The organism is Burkholderia sp. AU45274 (assembly GCF_030482505.1).
Classification (GTDB): domain Bacteria; phylum Pseudomonadota; class Gammaproteobacteria; order Burkholderiales; family Burkholderiaceae; genus Burkholderia.
Genome location: NZ_JAUJQE010000001.1, coordinates 1,196,405 through 1,215,269 on the forward strand (window position 1 = coordinate 1,196,405; position 18,865 = coordinate 1,215,269).

The following is an 18,865-nucleotide window of genomic DNA, read 5'->3' on the forward strand; positions in this document are numbered from 1 at the left end:
CCCGTGCTCCGCCGTGCAAAGCGGGAAAGGAGGGCACAACCGCTTTCAACGGCGGTGTGCGCGATGGATGGAAGAAAAAAGAGGAGGCGCACACGCGACACGCGCGATACGCGCCTCCTTAACCCCGTGCCTCTACCAGCGTGCGTTATTGTTGGTTATCCTGATTGCCCTGGCTGTTGCTGCCACCGGTCGCGGGCAGGTTCGCGGGAATGTCGCCGTAGCCGCCGAGCCCGCCGCGTCCATAGGCGCGATCGACCGCCGTCGACGTGCCGTTGATGTTGACCTTCACTGTCGGCGCGAGCGTGCCGCCGCGGCGTGGGCCGATCGCATCGATGAACGACTCGACGAGCCCGCCCGGCATCACGTAGTGCGAATACGACTGGAATTCACGCGGATTCTGGTTCGGATCCTGCGAATACGGCGCGCCGGCCGGCGCGGAGAAGTCCGTCGGGTTGCCGAGCACGAGGCCGCTGCCGCCGTTCAGCGGCAGGAAGTCGCTGCGGATGCCGTTGCCGACGAAGCCGTACACGCCGTCCGGCCCGTCGACGCCGGCCGCCATCGTCGTGCGGTGGCTGATCGTGAACAGGTAGTACTTGCCGTCCTTCAGGTAGATCTGCGGGCGCTCGGTCTGGTCGTCGACGCAGTTCGCCGACAGGATCGGCGGCAGGAACTTCCACTCGGTCAATTGCGGGTTCGTCGCGATCGCCAGGCCGACATTGGCCTTTTGATACACTGCGCCCGAATTCATCACCGCGTTGAGATCTTCCTTGTACGGATCGTTCGGCGCGTAGCCGAGATCCGCGTTGGTGCAGGTGCGTGCGCCGCGCGGGCCGCCCGTGTTGCCCTCGAAGACCATGTAGGTCTTGCCCGGGTGCGCGGGATCGGTGAACACGAACGGGTCACGGAACGAGAAGTAGGTGTTCTGCTGGCCGGACTGGTAGTAGTTGCCGTCCGGTTGCAGCAGCGCCTTGTGATCGTCGAAGCCGGAGAACCAGACGTGCGTGGCGTCGGCGTGGATGTGGCCGTCGGCGCGCGTGATGATCGCCTGCGGCGGCGTGATGTCGGCGCCGCCGGGCGCCGAGCGGTTGAACGACGTCGCGGTGTAGTAGAGGCTGACGTTGTCGCCGTGCGTGAGCCGGGCGGATCCCGACCATTCGGCGTTGTTGGTCATCGGCGCGGTGCCGAACACCTTGGCGCTTGCGCCGTCGGGGAACAGGTGGCCGCCCCAGGTCCAGCCGCCGTTCGCGGGGCGCTGCGACGCGGGGATGCCCGCGCGACGGTAGAAGAAGCCGATGCGCGCATGGACGTGACGGTCGTCGAACGTGTAGCCCGCATGCGGATCGGCGGTGAGCGAGAAGATCACCTCCCAGCCCTTGTAGCTGAGCTGGTTCGCGCGCAGGTCGGCCAGCGGCCATGTGTCCCACACCCATACGTTCGAGTTGATCAGCGGGAAATCCTGCGGGATGTCCGGCATCGTCAGCGCTTGCGGCAGCGAGTTCTTGTCGGCACCGGCGGTATGCGACTGCGCGACGATCTGGCGGATGTCCGCTCGCGTCCAGCGCATCGTGAAGTTGCCCTCGGGATCGTAGGCCTGCTGCGTATGGGGCGTGGGCAGGGGCGCGCCCGTGCCGCTGGACTGCGCATGCGCGACGGACGCGAAGGCGGCGAGTGCGCCGCCAGCGAGCAGCAAACGTTTGGTCGCGATCGGGCGGAAAAGGGGAAAGTATGTCATCTCGTCGTTGTTTCCTGGCTAGGTGAAAGTGAACGGCTGAGTGGGCATCGATGTCCAAACCGGTTTGGATGCTATTTCAAACCGGTTTGGAACGCAAAAGATATTTATTTGACGGTAATCGTTACCAATTGGAAATAATTACCCGGTCGGCGCGTCCCGCACGTCGGGCGGCCGGGCGGATCGGCGAATGCGAGGAACGACGGTGAAGGTGAATCTGAAGGCGCTCTCGGACGCGCTCGGGCTGTCGCGGACGACGGTCAGCCGCGCGCTGAACGGTTACGACGACGTCAGCGAGGCGACGCGCGAGCGCGTGGCGCGGGCCGCGCGGGAAATGGGCTATGTGGCGGATCCGACCGCGCGCCGGCTCGCGACCGGGCGGGCGGACGTGATCGGGATCGTCTATCCGTTCGGCGCGGGCGATCTCGGCGATCCGCGTTTCGGCGAGGTTGTCGCGGGCATCACCGAGCGGCTCGCGGAACGCAATCTCGATTTCATCATCGCGTCGGCGCGACCGAACGCGGAACTGGACACCTATCGGCGCATCGTCGACGGCAAGCTCGTCGACGGGCTGATCGTCGCGCGCACACGGGTCGACGATCCGCGCATCGCGTACCTGCAGGCGAGCGCGTTTCCGTACGTGGCCTACGGCCGGACGCAGGTGGCCGAGCCGTATGCGTGGTTCGATTTCGACAACGAGGGCGGCGCGCGGGACGCGGTGCGTCGACTGACGGCGTTCGGGCACCGGCGCATTGCGATGATCAGCGCGCCGCTGGCGCTGAATTTCGCCGCGCAGCGCCGTGCAGGCTATCTGTCGGCCCTGCGCGAAGCCGGTGTCGAGCCGGATCCGGCGCTGATGGTCGAGTGTCCATTTACGCACGACGGCGGGTGGCAGGCGGCGCGGGCGCTGCTCGCGCGCACCGAGCGGCCGACGGCGCTGCTGGTCGACAACAATATCGCGGGCGGCGGCGCGTTTCGGGCGCTCGTGGACAGCGGGCTGCGCCTGGGCGAGGACATGTCGCTGATCGTCTACGACGGCGTGCCGCCGAACCTCGCGCATCCGTATCGCGTGACGGCGGTCGTGCAGCCGACCGGCCACGCGTCGGGGCGCGCACTGGCGGAACTGATGCTGCGGCTGCTGGGCGACGGGGTTCGCGAGCAGCGGCTCGAAGCACCGGCGATCGAGGCGGGTGACACGGACGGTCCATTGCGCGGCTAGCCGCGGCGGCGCGGGTGAGGGGCGCGAGCGACGGCAGGTGCCGGCGGATCGCGCGCCGCCGAAAAGGCCATGACGAAGGCAGGGGTTACTAGACGACCGGTCTAATCCAGGGCTATCATCCGTTCCCATGAATGCGACGACGTCCGCGGCGCAGGCAACGAAGACGCGAAAATGCCATTTGAATGCCATTTCGCGCTGCGATGCTGGTGGTGCAGCAAGACGCCGTCGTTTCATTTCGAATTGTTCTAGACGACTGGTCTAATAGGCGCAAGCCGCATTCGGATACACGGGTCGCACGTTGACGCGTCACAGCTGACTAACCCACAGGCGTGCCGCGCCCACCGGCCGGATTTGCCGGCCGAGCGGCCCCGTTCCCGTCATCCATTTTTCGAAGGAGTGTCCGATCATGAAGATTCTGGTTGTCCTGACCTCGCACGACACGCTCGGCGACACCGGCAAGAAGACCGGCTTCTGGCTCGAGGAACTGGCCGCGCCGTACTACACGTTCAAGGACGCGGGCGTCGAGCTGACGCTCGCGTCGCCGAAGGGCGGCCAGCCGCCGCTCGACCCGAAGAGCAATGACCCGACGGCCCAGACCGACGCGACGCGCCGCTTCGACGCCGATGCGGAGGCCAAGGCCGAACTGGCTTCGACGCGCAAGCTGGCCGACGTGTCCGTGGACGACTACGACGCCGTGTTCTACCCGGGCGGCCATGGCCCGCTGTGGGATCTCGCCGAGGATCTGCATTCGATCGGCCTGATCGAGCGCGCGCTGGCGGCCGGCAAGCCGGTCGCGGCGGTGTGCCACGCGCCGGGCGTGCTGCGTCACGTGAAGAATCCGCAGACCGGCGAATCGGTCGTGCGCGGCAAGCGTGTGACGGGCTTCACCAACAGCGAGGAAGCGGCTGTCGAACTGACGGAAGTCGTGCCGTTCCTCGTCGAGGACATGCTGAAGACCAACGGCGCGGAGTTCGAGCGCAGCGCCGACTGGGCGCCGCATGTCGTCACCGACGGGCTGCTGATCACGGGGCAGAACCCCGCGTCGTCGGAGCCTGCCGCCGAGGCGCTGCTCGCGCAGCTCGGCCGCCGTTGAGCCCAGGGCGCCGGCCGGGCCGGCGCCATCCCCGTATCCGTCGCCGGGCGCAGGCCGGCCCGTCGACGGCCTGAATCGATCCGTCGTGCAGGTTGCACGACGCGTTTCCCGTCGTTTTTCAGAACCAAGCAAAGGAGCCGTGGATGTCTGCCCTGTTCGAACCGTTCAAACTCAAGGATGTCACGCTGCGCAACCGCATCGCGGTGCCGCCGATGTGCCAGTACGTCGCCGAGGACGGCGTCGTCAACGACTGGCATCACGTGCATCTGGCCGGCATCGCGCGTGGCGGTGCGGGCCTCGTGATCGCCGAGGCGACGGCGGTGTCGCCGGAAGGGCGCATCACGCCGGGCTGCGCGGGGCTGTGGAACGATGCGCAGGCCGAAGCGTTCGCGCCGTCGGTCGCGGCGATCAAGGCGGCCGGCGCGGTGCCCGGCATCCAGATCGCGCACGCGGGCCGCAAGGCGAGCGCGAACCGTCCGTGGGAAGGCGACGACCATATCGCCGACGGCGATCCGCGCGGCTGGCAAACCATCGCGCCGTCGGCCGTGCCGTTCGGCGCGCACCTGCCGAAGACGCCGCGCGCGATGACGCGCGACGACATCGCACGCGTGCAGGCCGACTTCGTTGCGGCGGCGAAGCGCGCGCGCGACCTGGGCTTCGAATGGCTCGAACTGCACTTCGCGCACGGCTATCTCGGCCAGAGCTTCTTCTCGGTGCATGCGAACCAGCGCGACGACGAATACGGCGGCTCGGCCGAGAACCGCGGCCGCTTCCTCGTCGAGACGCTGGCGGCCGTGCGCAAGGTGTGGCCGGAGCATCTGCCGTTGACCGCGCGCTTCGGCGTGATCGAGTACGACGGCCGCGACGAGGAGACGCTCGCCGAGTCGATCGCGCTCACGCAGCGGCTGAAGCGGGAAGGGCTCGACATGCTGAGCGTGTCGATCGGTTTCTCGACGCCCGACGCGCAGATCCCGTGGGGCCCGGCGTTCCTCGCGCCGATCGCCGAACGCGTGCGCCGCGAGGCCGGGCTGCCGGTGTCGTCCGCGTGGGGGATCGACACGCCGCAACTCGCGAACCGCGTGGTGGCTGAGGAGCAGCTCGATCTCGTGATGGTCGGCCGCGCGCATCTGGCCGACCCGCACTGGCCGTACTACGCGGCCAAGCAACTCGGCGTCGAGCGTCCGTCGTGGACGCTGCCCGCACCGTACGCGCACTGGCTCGAGCGTTACCGGAGCGCCGACAAGGTGGCCTGAGCGGGCGGGGCACCGGGGCGGCGCGCGCATCCCATGCGCCGCCGATCCGGCGCCGATGGATAGAATGGCGGTTCGCGCAGGCAACCGGCCTGCGCGAACCGCCATTTTTTTCATTTCGACAGAGGTGCCATGGGCGCACATGTCCCGTCGTCTCCCGAGCCCGCCGCACGGCCGCGCACGCAGCAGGTTTCCCGCGCCGTGCTGGTTGCGGCGCTGCTGGTGATCGCGCTGTGGGTGATCCGCGATTTCATTCCCGCCATCGCGTGGGCCTGCGTGATCGCCATCGCGATGTGGCCGATGCTGAAGCGCTTCGAATCGCACCGGCTGTTCCGCAACCGCCCGACACTCATCGCGCTCGTCATCACGGCGGCGATCTCGTTGCTGGTCGTGCTGCCGGTGGCCGTCGCGGCGACCCAGGCGATCGGCCAGGTGCATGACCTGCGCGAGTGGCTGCGCACGATCCAGGACAACGGCATCCCTGTGCCGGACGTGGTCGCCCGGGTGCCTTACGGCGCGGCGCAGATCACCGAATGGTGGCAGGCCAACCTCGCCCATCCGCTGCATGCGGCCACCGCGATGCACAGCGTCAACAGCGAGAAATTCCTCGCGTTCGGCCGGCAGTTCGGCACCAAGCTCGCGCACGCGCTGCTCGAATTCGGCTTCATGCTCGTCACGCTGTTCGTGATCCTGCGCGCCGGCCACAAGCTGTCGGGGGCGCTGCTGCAGGGCGCACGGCGCGCGTTCGGGCGCAGCGGCGCGGAGCTGATCGAGCGGATGGTCGCGGCCGTGTTCGGCACGGTGACGGGGCTCGTCGTCGTCGGGCTCGGCGAGGGCGCGCTGCTCGGTATCGCGTATGCGCTGGCCGGCGTCCCGCATGCGGCGCTGCTCGGCCTCGTCACGGCCATTGCCGCGATGCTGCCGTTCTGCGCGCCCGTCGTGTTCTGCGGCGCCGCGCTCTGGCTGTTCGTGCAGGGCGCGACCATGTGGGCCATCGTCGTGGCCGTGCTCGGGTTCGTCGTCGTGTTCGTCGCCGAGCACTTCGTGCGGCCGGTGCTGATCGGCAGTTCCGCGCGGCTGCCGTTCCTGCTCGTGCTGTTCGGCATCCTCGGCGGCGCCGAGACGTTCGGCCTGATCGGGCTGTTCGTCGGCCCCGCGCTGATGACGGTGCTGACGATGCTGTGGGCCGAGTGGATTGCATGACGCTGCGCGCCGGGGCGGCGGCATGAAGCGGCGGTACCGATGCGTGTTCACGCGCGCATCGGCCGCCACGACGGGCGCCGATCAGGCGGGTGCTGGAGCATGCAATGCAAGGATTCGGATAAAGATCTCTACATTTCTTTTCGATCCGGACCCAAAGGTCGAGTAGCATGGCGCTTTCGATCACGCCGGCATGGCGCAGCAGATTTCACCAAGCATGCGATTGATTTCGATGTCCCGTCCCGCAGCGACGCTGTCGCTGGCCGCCAGCTGCCTGATGTTGCACGGTTGCGCGTGGTTCGACGCGTGGCTGCCATTCTCGTATTCGCGCACGCCGCTCGCGAGGGCCGCGTCGCGGCACGGCGCGACGCGCGCCGATGTCGTCCGGGCCGCCGGCAATCCGCGCAGTGTCTGGATGGTCCGCAGCGGCAACGGTGTCTGCTACAACTACTTCATCGAGCACGGCAACGATCACCGCGAGTATTTCGTCGTGTTCGACCGGGCCGGCGTCGTCACGCAATACGGCTTCGATTCCTGCATGAACGCCGACCGCAAGGGCACGCTCCAGCCGGGCAAGGCCGCGTCGCGCTAGCGCGGCGGCGGCCGTGCCCGCCTGCCGTCAGGCGATCGTGTCGACCACGCCGCCGTCCACCCGCAACGCGGCGCCCGTCGTTGCCGACGCGAGCGGCGAGCACACGTAGACCACCAGGTTCGCGACTTCCTCCGGCGTCGCCGGCCGCTGGATGATCGAGCTCGAGCGGTGGTTGCGCACGAAATCCACGGCCACGTCCTCGACACTGCGGCCGGTTTCGTCGGCCGTTTCCTTCAGCAGCGCCCGCACGCCGTCCGACATCGTCGGCCCCGGCAGCACCGAGTTGACCGTCACGTTCGTGCCGGCCGCGAGCTTCGCGAGGCCGCGGGCGATCGACAGCTGCGCGGTTTTCGTGAAACCGTAGTGAATCATGTCGACCGGGATGTTCAGGCCGGATTCCGACGAAATGAACACGATGCGCCCGGCATTGCGTTCGATCATCCCCTTCAGGTAATGCCGCGCGAGGCGCACGCCGGACATCACGTTCATCTGGAAGTAATGTTCCCATTCGGCGTCGTCGATGTCGAAGAACGCCTTCAGGCCGTAGATGCCCGCATTGTTGACGAGGATGTCGGCCGCGCTCGTGTGCTGCGTGACGCGCGCAACGCCGGCGGCATCGGACAGGTCGGCCGCGACGCCGTCGAAGTCTGCATCGGGGAGGGCGGCGCGCAGGTGTTTGAGCGCGGACTGCACCGATGCATCACTGCGGCCATTGACGACGACGCGCGCGCCGGCGCGTGCGAGCCCTTCGGCGATCGCGAGCCCGATGCCGGCGGTGGAGGCGGTGACGACCGCGGTCTTGCCTTTCAGATCGATATGCATGTGCGTGACGGGAGAGGAATGAACGGAATCGCTGCGAGTGCCGCGGCGGACGGAATTCAAAGCTTAGGCGAAACGGCGCGATCCGGTATTGAAGCTGCAATCCGCCGATCCGGTTGCGCGGCGCCGCACAGTCTTGTACGGTGAGCGTTCGCCATCCGAACCGGGAGCCCGCCGCGTGAGCCGTACCGCCAACCGATCCGTCGTCCCGTCGCCGTTCTGGCGTGACGCCGCGCTGCCGTTCATCGAGGCGCGCACCGTCGACGACGGCCGCGCGATCTGTTACGCGAAGCACACGCACGACACGTTTTCGGTGGGCGCGATCGTCGGCGGCACGAGCACGTACGTGAACGGCCCGACGAACGCGCACGTCGGGCGCGGCGTGCTCGTGATCATCGATCCGGAACAGGTGCATGCGTGCAATCCGTACGGCCCCGACGCATGGGCGTACCGGATGGTCTATGTCGACGTGCCGTGGCTCGCGCGGCTTCAGCATTCACTGGGCCGCGATCCGAACAGCGATTTTCACGGCTTTTCGCAGAAGTTGACGGAGCGGCACGACCTGTTCGCGCAATTTGGCGGCTTCTACCGCACGCTCGTCGCACCCGGCGTCGATCCGCTCGGCAAGGAGAGCGCGGCGGTCGAGTTCTTCACGGCGCTGCACGGCGCGCTCGATCGCGACCTGCCCGGCCCGCGCGCCGGGGACGACAACGCCCGGCTCGCGCGCGCGGCCGACTACATCGCCGCGCATTGCCGCGAGGGCGTCACGCTCGATGCGATCTGCGCGGCGGCCGATCTGTCGCCGTCATACCTGATCCGCGCGTTCAACGCCCGCTACGGGATGACGCCGCATGCGTTCCTGATCGATCGCCGCGTGCAGTACGGCCGCACGGAGCTGCGCCGCGGCCGGCCGATCGCCGACGTCGCGCTGGACGCGGGCTTCGCCGACCAGGCGCATTTCCAGCGCGCGTTCCGGCGGATCGCGGCGGCGACGCCTGGTCAGTACCGCAGCGCGACGAGCTGAACGGCAAGCGCTACACGTCGAGCAGGAAGAGTGCGCTGCCCGCGAGCAGCAGCGCCATCAGCCGGTTGAACACGCGCATGTGCCGCGTGTTCGCGAGCCGGTGCCGCAGCGACGCGCCCGCATACGACCAGCACGCGATCGACGCGAAACAGATCACCAGATACAGCGCGGCGAACTGCCAGACCTGCGTGCGGTCGCCATCGGCCGCATAAGCGCCCATCGCGGCCACGCACGCGAGCCACGCCTTCGGATTCAGCCATTGCATCGCCGCACCGGCCGCCGCCGACGGGCCGGCCACGTCCGGGTCGGCCGACAGCCGGCCGTCGTCGAGCGCGAGCCGCAGCGCCATATACAGCAGGAACGCGATCCCCGACCATTGCGTGACAGTGGTCAGCACCGGCCAGCGCGCGAGCGCCGCGTGCAGCCCGAGGCCGATCAGCAGGAACAGCGCGACGAAGCCGAGCGTCGCGCCGGCCGCATAGCGCAGGCTCGCGCCGAGGCCGTGGCGGGCGCCGGCACTGAGCGCGACGATGTTGACGGGGCCGGGGGTGATCGACGAGGCGAGCGCGAACGCGGCCATCGAAACCAGCATGCTCATTGGGTGTCTCCATGCGAAAGGTCGAAAGTCGCATCGAGACTACGGGCGCCGCGCGGGCCCGTATTGAAGAAAACTGCCCTCGTCGGGCGGCCGCGCGGCCGCCGTCAGTGCAGCGCGCTCGGCGCGTGCGCCGGCCGGGTCTCGTGCCGGTCGGCCGGGGGCAGCGGGCCCCCGGCGCAGGGTTTCGTCGAGACCGAGAAGCCGAACGTATTGATGCCGCCCGAGCACGCGACGAATACGCTGCCGCCGTGCATCTCGGCGACGGCCTTGACGATCGACAGCCCGAGCCCGTGGTTCTCCTTGCTGTTCGCGCGGGCTTCCTCGAGCCGGTAGAAGCGCTCGAACACGTGCGAACGCCGCGCCGGGTCGATCGGCTCGCCGGGGTTCGCGACGGACATTTCGACGAGCGTGTCGCGACGCACGATCGTCACGCTGACAGTCGCGCCGGGCGCCGAATGCTGGATCGCGTTGATCAGCAGGTTCGTCATCGCACGGCGGAACAGCGACGGATCGACGGCTGCGCGCGCATCGCCGTGCAGCTCGGCGCGCAACTGCGCTTCGTCGAGCGGGATTTCGAGGAAGTCGAGCATGCGCCGCACTTCGTCGGCGAGCGACACGTCCTTCAGGTCGGTCGCGCGTTCGCCGCGGTCGCTGCGCGACAGGAACAGCATGTCGTTGATGATCACGCGCAGCCGCTCGAATTCCTCGAGGTTCGACTGCAGCGTCCGCTCCATCCGCTCGACCGTGCGGTCGCGGCTGGTCAGCGCGACCTGGGTCTGGCCGATCAGGATGCTGACCGGCGTGCGCAGCTCGTGCGCGACGTCCGCGTTGAACGCCTCGAGCCGCGCGTAGGTTTGCTGGATGCGGTCGAGCGCTCCGTTGAATGACGTGGCGAGGTCGCGCAGCTCGGGCGGCAGCGCGTCGGTCTGCAGCCGCTGGCGGCGATTCGCGAGGCTGATCGCCGAGGCGTCCTGCGACAGCCGGTCGAGCGGCGCGAGCCCGAAGCGGGCCACCGCGCGGCTCAGCAGCAGCGTGATGATCGTGGCGATCGTGATCAGCCCGGCGAGCGTCCAGCCGAAGCGGCGCAGCATCCGCTGCGTGCGCTCGCACGAGCTGGCGACGGTCAGCTTCAGCACCGGCCGCTCGCCGTTGCCGGCCACCATGACGGTCTTCGTCATCACGTCGTAGGTGCTGTGGTTCAACGCATAACGCTGGAACGCGCCGAACGGTGCGCCGACGGGCACGCCGTCGACGGGCGTGCCGAAGCGGAAATCCGGATTCGGGCTGTCGACCTGGTAGTGCGTCGAGCCGTCGGGCGGTTCGAGGTCGGCGAGCTTTTCCTGCATGAGACGCCCGCGCATGGCCGTGGTCGCATGCGACACGATCATCTCGGCGACCTTGGTGCGCGTATCGAGCGTCGCGCGCAGCTCGGCGAACAGCTGGCGCTCCATCATCACGAACAGCCCGCAGCCCACCAGCGTGAACACGAGCAGCGACACGATGCCGAACATCGCCGACAGCCGCAGGACGATCGAGCGTTTCATGCCGGCCTCTCGGTGTCGCCGTCCTCGCGCGCCTCGAGCACGTAGCCCATGCCGCGGATCGTGTGCAGCAGCTTGTCCGTGAACGGGCCGTCGAGTTTCGCGCGCAGGCGCTTGATCGCCGTTTCGACGACGTTCGCGTTGCTGTCGAAGTTCACGTCCCACACGAGTTCGGCGATGGTCGTCTTCGACAGCACCTCGCCGCTGCGCCGCGCGAGCACGCCGAGCAGCTGGAATTCCTGCGCGGTCAGGTCAAGGCGCGTGCCGTCGCGCGTGGCACGGCGGCCGATCAGGTCGACGCGCAGGTCGCCGATCGAGATCAGCGTCGATTCCTGCACGCGGGCGCGGCGCGTCAGCGCGCGCAGCCGCTCGATCAGCTCGAGGAACGAAAACGGCTTGGTCAGGTAGTCGTCGGCGCCGCCGCGCAAGCCCCGCACGCGGTCGTCGACGCGGTCGCGCGCGGTCAGCATGATGACGGGCGTCTGCTTCTGCGCGCGCAGTGCACGCAGCACGCCGAAGCCGTCCAGCTTCGGCAGCATCACGTCGAGCACGACCACGTCGTAGTCGAATTCGACGGCTTTCCACGCGCCGTCCTCGCCGTCGAGCGCGGTGTCGACGACCCAGCCTTCCTCGGTCAGGCCGCTCTTCAGGTATTCAACGACTTTCGGTTCGTCTTCGACGATCAGGACTTTCATGTTCGAATCCGTTGTCCGGGTAATCCGGTTAAGGGCTGGGGCGCGCCGCGGCCGGGGCTGGCACCGGCGCTGCCGTGGCGACCTCGGCCGGCGCGGGGTCGCCCGCGGCTTGGCCATCCCAGCCGCCGCCCAGCGCCTTCGCGAGAAACACGACGAGCGCCGCGCGCTGGCCCTGGATCTGCACGGCCTGCCGCTCGCTCGTCAGCAATTGCTGCTGGGCCGTCAGCACGTCGATGAACGGCGTCAGGCCGCCCGCGTAGCGATCCTGCGCGAGCGACACGAGCTTGCGCGCGTCGTCGACGGCCGCGGCGGCCTGCTGCGCGGCGTCGGCGAGCACCGACAGTCCCGTGACCGCATTCTGCACCTCCTGGAACGCGGTGAGTACGGTCTGCCGGTAGCTGGCCTGCGCGGCGACATAGCCGGCCTGCGCGAAATCGACGCCGGCCTTCAGCTTGCCGCCTTCGAACAGCGGCTGGCTGAGCGACCCGCCGACCGACCACAGCAACGCCGGCACGGTGAACAGGCCGGCGAAGCGCGTCGCGTCCCAGCCGATATCGGGCGACAGCGTGATGCGCGGGAAATACGCGGCGCGCGCGACGCCGATCTGCGCATTCGCGGCGGCCATCGCGCGCTCGGCCGACGCGACGTCGGGGCGCCGCTGCAGCACGTCGCTCGGCAGGCCGGTCGGCAGCGCCGGCGCGTTGATCGGCACGACGCGCGGCGCGATCGAGAAGGCGGGGGCCGGCGTGCCGACCAGCGTCGCGATCGCGGTCTCGACCTGCACGCGCTGCTGGAGCAGCAACTGCGCCTGCGTGCGCGTTGCGTCGAGCTGCGCGCGCTGCTGCAGCAGGTCGAGGCCCGACACCGCACCGAGGTCGTGGCGCGCGCTCACGTAGTCGAGCGCCTTCTGCTGGAGGTCGATCGAGCGCTTGACGACGTCGATCTCGGTGTCGAATTCGCGCAGCGCGAAATAGCTCGACGCGAGATTGGCGGTCAACACCAGGCGCGCGTTCGCGAAATCGTCGCCGGCCTGCTCGGTGGTCGCCTGCGCCGATTCGACGCTGCGCCGCACGCGGCCGAACAGGTCGAGTTCGTAGCTGACGGCCGCGCCGACCTGGATCTCGTTCTGCACGGTCGACATGCTTTTCGTCGCGTAGTTGGTCTGCGGCCGGTCGGCGGAGATCTTGAAGCGCTGGCCGCTCGCGTTCAGGCCGACGGCCGGATACTGCGCCGACGCGACCGACGCGAGGGTCGCCTTCGCTTGGTCGTAGCGCGCGGCGACGGCTTTCAGGTTCTGGTTGTTGCGCAGCGCGTCGGCTTCCAGCGCATCGAGCTGCGGATCGCCGAACGCGGTCCACCATGCCGGGTCGAGCGGCGCGCGGGCCGGCGCGGCCGGATGCCAGTACGCATCCGCCGGGTCGAGCCGCCACGCGGCCGGCGTGTCGACAGCGGGCCGCCTGTAATCGGGGCCGACCGTGCAGCCGGCGAGCGCGGCGGCGAGCGCAACCGACGTGATGGAGACGGCGGCAGGCCGCCGGCGGACGCGCAGCGCGATCACGACTTCGCCTCCGCGGCGCCGGAGGCCGGCTTCGCGGCCGGCGCCGTGACGATCACCGGGTCGCCGTTCGCGAGCGCGTCGCTCGGGTTCGTGACGAGGCGGTCGTTCGGCGTGAGCAGGCCGTCGACTTCGAGCGTTTGCCCGATCGTGCGCACGACCGTCACCTGCTTCAGGCGCACCCGGCCGTTCGCGTCGACGGTGGCGACCGTCGGGCCCTCGGCGCGGAACAGCAATGTATTGGCCGGCACCTGCAGGCGGCCGACCGGCGTCATCGGCAGCGTCGCCTGCACGTACGCGCCGGGCAGCAGCTTGCCGTCCGGGTTCGGCAGCGTGATCTCGATCTGCAGCGAGCGCGTCGCGACGTCGATCGCCTCGGACGTGCGCGTGACCGTCCCGTCGAAGGTCCGGCCCGGCAGCTCGGCCTGCGCGACGCTCACGTGCTGGCCGACCTTCACCTGCTGCGCGTACGCCTGCGGCACCTGCACGTAGAGGCGCAGCCGGTCGGCCTGCACGACCGTGAACAGCGAGCGGCCCGCGTTGCCGGAGCTGACGAGATCGCCCACGTCGACGTTGCGCTGCGTGACGATCCCGTCGATCGGCGCGGCGATCCGCTGGAAGCCTTTCAGCTCGGTGAGGCGGCGCATGTTGGCATCGGCCGCCGCGAGGTTCGCGGTGCCCTGGTTGAACGCGCCTTGCCGGTCGTCGAGTTCCTGCTGCGAGACGGCATCGCGCTGGCGCAACTGCTGCGCGCGGTCGAACGACGTCTTCGCGAGCGCGAGCGCGGCTTGCGCCTGCTGGCGCTGCGCGGTGGCCTGCGCGAGTTCCTGGTTCAGCTCGGGCGTGTCGAGTTCGGCGAGCGTCTGGCCCTGCTTCACGTGCGCGCCGATGTCGGCCTGCCAGCGCAGCACGTAGCCGCTCGCGCGGGCGTAGATCGGCGCCTCGACGAAACCGCGCAGCGTGCCGGGCAGCGTCAGCTTGCCGCCGGTGGCCGCATCGACCGGATGCGCGACGGTCACGTACTGGCGCGTGTTCTGCTCGGCGACCGCGTCGAGCCGGTTGTGGTTCAGCACGTTGACGACGACCGTGCGCGCCGCGCCGGCGGCCAGCAGCACGCCGATCACGATCAGGACGATTTTCCCGCGTCGCGACACCGACGACCGTGTCGGCAGGTGCATGCCGTGTTCGTCCACCTGGATGCCGACCGCGCTGTGATGTTTCTCTTCCATGAATTCAACCAAATCAACCGGGTAGTGGGACGAAAGTCAGTGGCCGGCCTGGCGCGCACGCCGGCGGGCCAGCCGCGCATGCACGCCGCCGAACACCAGCGGCACGAACAGCAGGGTCGACACGGTCGCGAACAACAGCCCGCCGATCACCGCGCGGCCGAGCGGCGCATTCTGCTCGGCGCCTTCGCCGAGGCCGAGCGCCATCGGCACCATCCCGATGATCATCGCGAGCGCCGTCATCAGCACCGGCCGGATCCGTGTCGCGCCGGCTTCCAGCGCGGCCGTGAGCGGCGGCGCGCCGTCGGCGAGGCGCTGGCGCGCGAACGACACGACCAGGATGCTGTTCGCGGTCGCGACGCCCACCGTCATGATCGCGCCCGTCAGCGCGGGCACGCTCAGGTGGGTGCCGGTGATGAACAGCATCCAGACGATGCCGGCGAGCGCGGCCGGCATCGCGCTGATGATGATCAGCGGGTCGAGCCACGACTGGAAATTGACGACGATCAGCAGGTAGACCAGCACGATCGCCATCGCGACGCCCGCGCCGAGGCCGATATACGACGTGCGCATCGTCTCGATCTGGCCGCGCATCGTCAGCTCGGTGCCGCGCGGCAGCGTCGCGCGCGCACCGGACACGATGCGGTCGATCTCGCCGGCCACCGCGCCGAGGTCGCGGCCTTCGACGCTCACGTACACGTCGATCGCCGGGCGGATGTTGTAGTGCGTGATCACGGCCGGGTTCGCGGTGCTGCGCACCTGCACGAGGTTGCCGAGCAGTTGCAGCGGCATGCCCGTGCGGCCGCTCGCCGAGATCGGCGTGCCGAGCAGGTCGTCGACCGACGAAATGTTGTATTGCGGGGTCTGGATCTGCAGCGGGTACTGGACCCCGGTGCGCGGGTTGATCCAGAACGACGGCGTGGTCTGAGAACTGCCGGACAGCGAGATCAGCATGTTCTGCGCGACGTTCTGCGCGGAGAGATTGAGCTGCTGCATGCGCGTACGGTCCATGTCGGCCAGCAGGGTCGGTTCGTCGTTACGTTGCAGCACGTGCACGTCGACGGCGCCGGGGATTTGCCTGATCTTTTTCATCAGGCTGCTCGCGATAGTCATGTTACTCGCGAGATCGTTGCCGAGCACCTGCAGGTCGATCGCGGCCGGTTGGCCGAAGTTGAGGATCTGCGTGATGATGTCCGACGGCTGGAAGAAGAACTCGACGCCCGGGAAGCGCTCGGGCAGCACTTGGCGCAGCGTCTGCACGTAGTGCTGGGTCGCGCGGTGGCCGGGCTTCAGCGCGATCAGCAGCTCGCCGTCGAGCGTGCCGATCGTGCCCGCGTTGCTGTACGACAGGTTGATGCCGCTCACCGGCAGGCCGAGGTTGTCGACGATCGCGCCGAGTTCGTCAGGCGGCACGGTTTGGCGGATCACGCGCTCGACCTGGTCGGCGAGGCGCGCGGTTTCCTCGATCCGGTAGCCGGTCGGCGCGCGCATGTGCAGCCGGATGTTGCCGGAATCCGCATTCGGGAAGAAGTCGCGGCCGAGCACGAACACGAGGCCCGTCGACAGCACGCAGAAGCCGAGGAAGCACATCGCGTAGAAGCGGCGGCGCACCAGCAGGATGCTGAGCAGCACGATGTACCACGCGCGCAGCCGCTCGAACGCCGCGTTGAACGCATGATGGATGCGCGCGAAGCGCGACGTCGCATGGCCGGCGCCGGTGCCCGCCTGCTGCGGGCGGAACAGCAGCATCGCGAGCGTCGGCACCAGCGTGCGCGACAGCACGTACGACGCGAGCATCGCGAACACGACCGCTTCCGCGAGCGGCACGAACAGGAAGCGCGCGACGCCCGTCAGGAAGAACATCGGCACGAACACGATACAGATGCACAGCGTCGACACGAACGCGGGCACCGCGATCTCGCCGGCGCCTTCGAGGATCGCGTCGTGCAGGTTCGTGCCGAGATGCAGGTGCCGCTCGATGTTTTCGATGGTGACGGTCGCATCGTCGACCAGGATCCCGACCGCGAGCGCGAGCCCGCCGAGCGTCATGATGTTGATGGTCTCGCCGAGCGCGGACAGCGCGATCAGCGACGTGAAGATCGACAGCGGAATCGAGATCGCGATGATCAGCGTGCTGCGCCAGTTGCCCAGGAACAGCAGGATCATCATCGCGGTCAGCACGGCGGCGATCAGCGCCTCGTGGATCACGCCCTGGACGGCCGCGTTGACGAACACCGACTGGTCGAACAGCGGCGTGATCGTGAGCCCTTCGGGCAGCGTCGGGATCACCTTCGGCAGCAGCGCCTTCAGGTCCGACACGACCTTGAGCGTCGACGCATCGCCGCTTTTCAGGATCGAGATGAGCACGCCGCGCTGGCCGTTCTGGCGCACGACGTTGGTCTGCGGCGCGAAGCCGTCGCGCACCGACGCCACCTCGCGCAGGTAGGTCGTCGCGCCGTTGATGGTCTGGACCGGCAGGCTGCTGATGTCGGCGACGGTGTCGGCCGAGGCGTTCGTGTCGATCCGGTATTCGGTCTGGCCCATCTTCGCGGTGCCGGTCGGCAGCACGAGGTTCTGCGCGTTGACCGCGTTGACGATGTCGGCGGGCGTGAGCCCCTTCGCCTGCAGCGCCTGCGGATCGAGGTCGATCGCGACCACGCGCGTGCGGCCGCCGTACGGGAACGGGATCTGCACGCCCGGCACCGTGATCAGCTGCGGGCGCAGGAAGTTGAGCGCGATGTCGGCGAGCGACTGTTCGCTGAGCGTCTTGCTCGACAGCCCGAGCTGGATCACCGGGATGCTCGACGCCGAATAGGTGATCACGAGCGGCGGCGTCGCGCCTTGCGGCATCTGCCGCACGATCGCCTGCGCGGACGAGACCGTCTGCGCGATCGCCGTCTGCACGTTCGCGCCCGGCTGCAGGAATACCTTCACGACCGCGATGCCGGGCAACGACGTCGATTCGACGTGCTGGATGTTGTTGACGGTCGTCGTCAGGATCCGCTCATGCACGGACGTGATGCGGTTCGTCATCTCGGTCGCGGAGAAGCCGCTGTAATTCCAGATGACGCTGATCACGGGAATGTTGATCGCGGGCAGCACGTCGACCGGCGTGCGCATCAGCGCAAGCGGGGTGGCCAGCACGATCATGATGGCCATCACGATGAACGTGTAGGGGCGCTTGAGCGCGAGATTGACGATCCACATGGAGGCAGCGGGACGGGCGGTGATCAGGCGTGGGTAAAGGGCACCCGAATGATAGGCGTCGGCGTGGAACGGGTTACTGTCGCGAAACTGGCGGAATTGTCAGGTCGGGGCGGGGCGGCCGATTGCCGATTCAGCAGAGGAAACGCCGCGCGGCGCGACGGCCGGAAAACGGTCGCGATACCGGATGGGCGCGCTGCTTCGATGGCGATTCCGTTCATCGGCCCGCGCTCAGATCTGCTCCATCCCGACGCGCGCGAGCGCCCCGAGATCGACGACGTCGATCTGGTTGTACGCGAGCCGCAGCGCACCAAGCTTCTCGAGCTGCTGCAGCGCCTGGTTGATGCGCTGTCGCGATACGCCGACGAGCATCCCCAGTTCCTCCTGCGAGATCGACAGCGACGGGCCCGTGTCCGGGTACAGGTCTGGGTTGAAGAGTTGGGCGAGCGCCTGCGCGACGCGCGCATCGACGTCGAGCAGCCGGCTGTTCTGGATCGACGCGATGAATTCGCCCATCCGGTTGTTCAACTGGTGGATCACGAAACGCGTGAACGGCAGGCTCGTGTCGAGCAACGCGTGGAACGTGTCGACCGGCACGAACAGCACGGTCGAGCGCTGGATCGCGACGACCTCGTACTTGCGCAGCTCGCGCTTGATCACGCTGCCTTCGCCGAACCAGCCGCCCGACGGCACGCCGGAGAACGTGCAGCCGCGCCCGGACGCATTGAAGATCGCGAGCTTCAGCAGCCCGCGGTGCACGCCGATCCAGTATTCGGATGGCGCGAGCCGATGGGCGATCACAGCGCCTGCCTCGCACTGCTCGACGCGCGACTGCGCGAGCACGAGCGCCTGGTGCTCGGGCGCGAGCGTGCGGAACCACGCGCACTGGCCGAACAGCGTGGCCAGCGCTGGCAGCGGGCCCGGTTCGGAAAGGGTGTCGGCCGGGGCGGCGGGCGCGTCGGGCGAGGCAACGAGAGGGTCGTGCATGGGTGCGGGTTTGCGAGGATAGGGATAACGCGCAGCGCGTGAAAGGCACTCTGTCGTTTCGATGACAGACCGCTCACAATAGTGCCCGTTAGGCTGTCGGCAATTGAACCACATCAAAACGATCCGGGGTGGA

The 18,865-nt window shown here is 68.5% G+C and carries 15 protein-coding genes; 6 read left to right on the forward strand and 9 right to left on the reverse strand.

Going from position 1 to position 18,865, the window contains the following annotated elements; genetic code table 11:
* Positions 1 to 145 precede the first annotated feature (145 nt).
* Positions 146 to 1,732 carry a glycoside hydrolase family 68 protein gene (locus tag QZM35_RS05350; protein ID WP_089427600.1) on the reverse strand — a complete coding sequence of 529 codons (1,587 nt, stop codon included), beginning with the start codon at positions 1,730 to 1,732 and terminating at the stop codon, positions 146 to 148.
* A 187-nt stretch (positions 1,733 to 1,919) separates the two neighbouring features.
* On the opposite strand from QZM35_RS05350, the gene QZM35_RS05355 reads away from it, so the two are divergent.
* From QZM35_RS05355 to QZM35_RS05375, 5 genes are all read left to right on the forward strand, one after another.
* Complete coding sequence (locus QZM35_RS05355; RefSeq protein WP_089427599.1) at positions 1,920 to 2,948, forward strand: substrate-binding domain-containing protein; 1,029 nt, start codon at positions 1,920 to 1,922, stop codon at positions 2,946 to 2,948.
* A 406-nt stretch (positions 2,949 to 3,354) separates the two neighbouring features.
* A complete protein-coding gene (locus tag QZM35_RS05360; RefSeq protein WP_089427598.1) occupies positions 3,355 to 4,041 on the forward strand; it encodes a type 1 glutamine amidotransferase domain-containing protein in 687 nt (228 codons plus the stop codon).
* A 143-nt stretch (positions 4,042 to 4,184) separates the two neighbouring features.
* The gene (locus QZM35_RS05365; RefSeq protein ID WP_089429107.1) at positions 4,185 to 5,294 is read left to right on the forward strand and encodes an NADH:flavin oxidoreductase/NADH oxidase; all 1,110 of its coding nucleotides are present in this window, start codon (positions 4,185 to 4,187) and stop codon (positions 5,292 to 5,294) included.
* 129 nt (positions 5,295 to 5,423) lie between these two features.
* Entirely contained in the window at positions 5,424 to 6,494 is a 1,071-nt protein-coding gene (locus tag QZM35_RS05370) for an AI-2E family transporter (protein ID WP_089427596.1), read from the forward strand.
* Positions 6,495 to 6,708: 214 nt separating this feature from the next.
* On the forward strand, positions 6,709 to 7,083 hold the full coding sequence (locus QZM35_RS05375; protein ID WP_089427595.1) for a hypothetical protein: 375 nt from the start codon (positions 6,709 to 6,711) through the stop codon (positions 7,081 to 7,083).
* Positions 7,084 to 7,110: 27 nt separating this feature from the next.
* On the opposite strand, the gene QZM35_RS05380 is transcribed toward QZM35_RS05375, so the two are convergent.
* Complete coding sequence (locus tag QZM35_RS05380; RefSeq protein ID WP_089427594.1) at positions 7,111 to 7,905, reverse strand: SDR family NAD(P)-dependent oxidoreductase; 795 nt, start codon at positions 7,903 to 7,905, stop codon at positions 7,111 to 7,113.
* A gap of 175 nt (positions 7,906 to 8,080) precedes the next feature.
* Between QZM35_RS05380 and QZM35_RS05385 the strand changes: the two genes are divergently transcribed.
* On the forward strand, positions 8,081 to 8,926 hold the full coding sequence (locus QZM35_RS05385) for an AraC family transcriptional regulator (RefSeq protein ID WP_089427593.1): 846 nt from the start codon (positions 8,081 to 8,083) through the stop codon (positions 8,924 to 8,926).
* Positions 8,927 to 8,936: 10 nt separating this feature from the next.
* Here the strand turns inward: QZM35_RS05385 and QZM35_RS05390 are convergent, their stop codons facing one another.
* From QZM35_RS05390 to QZM35_RS05420, 7 genes are all read right to left on the reverse strand, one after another.
* A complete protein-coding gene (locus QZM35_RS05390; protein ID WP_089427592.1) occupies positions 8,937 to 9,524 on the reverse strand; it encodes a LysE family translocator in 588 nt (195 codons plus the stop codon).
* 104 nt (positions 9,525 to 9,628) lie between these two features.
* Entirely contained in the window at positions 9,629 to 11,068 is a 1,440-nt protein-coding gene (locus tag QZM35_RS05395) for a heavy metal sensor histidine kinase (protein ID WP_089427591.1), read from the reverse strand.
* Positions 11,065 to 11,760: a heavy metal response regulator transcription factor gene (locus QZM35_RS05400; protein ID WP_011355331.1), complete on the reverse strand. Its 696-nt coding sequence runs from the start codon at positions 11,758 to 11,760 to the stop codon at positions 11,065 to 11,067. The genes QZM35_RS05395 and QZM35_RS05400 overlap by 4 nt, the downstream gene beginning before the upstream one ends.
* Before the next feature lie 28 nt (positions 11,761 to 11,788).
* Complete coding sequence (locus QZM35_RS05405) at positions 11,789 to 13,309, reverse strand: efflux transporter outer membrane subunit (protein ID WP_089429106.1); 1,521 nt, start codon at positions 13,307 to 13,309, stop codon at positions 11,789 to 11,791.
* A 5-nt stretch (positions 13,310 to 13,314) separates the two neighbouring features.
* Positions 13,315 to 14,544 carry an efflux RND transporter periplasmic adaptor subunit gene (locus tag QZM35_RS05410; protein WP_089427590.1) on the reverse strand — a complete coding sequence of 410 codons (1,230 nt, stop codon included), beginning with the start codon at positions 14,542 to 14,544 and terminating at the stop codon, positions 13,315 to 13,317.
* Between the two features lie 36 nt (positions 14,545 to 14,580).
* Complete coding sequence (locus QZM35_RS05415; RefSeq protein WP_089427589.1) at positions 14,581 to 17,748, reverse strand: efflux RND transporter permease subunit; 3,168 nt, start codon at positions 17,746 to 17,748, stop codon at positions 14,581 to 14,583.
* A 228-nt stretch (positions 17,749 to 17,976) separates the two neighbouring features.
* Positions 17,977 to 18,732 (reverse strand): Crp/Fnr family transcriptional regulator, encoded by a 756-nt coding sequence (locus tag QZM35_RS05420; protein WP_179255093.1) that lies wholly within the window; start codon positions 18,730 to 18,732, stop codon positions 17,977 to 17,979.
* Between the last annotated feature and the right edge of the window lie 133 nt (positions 18,733 to 18,865).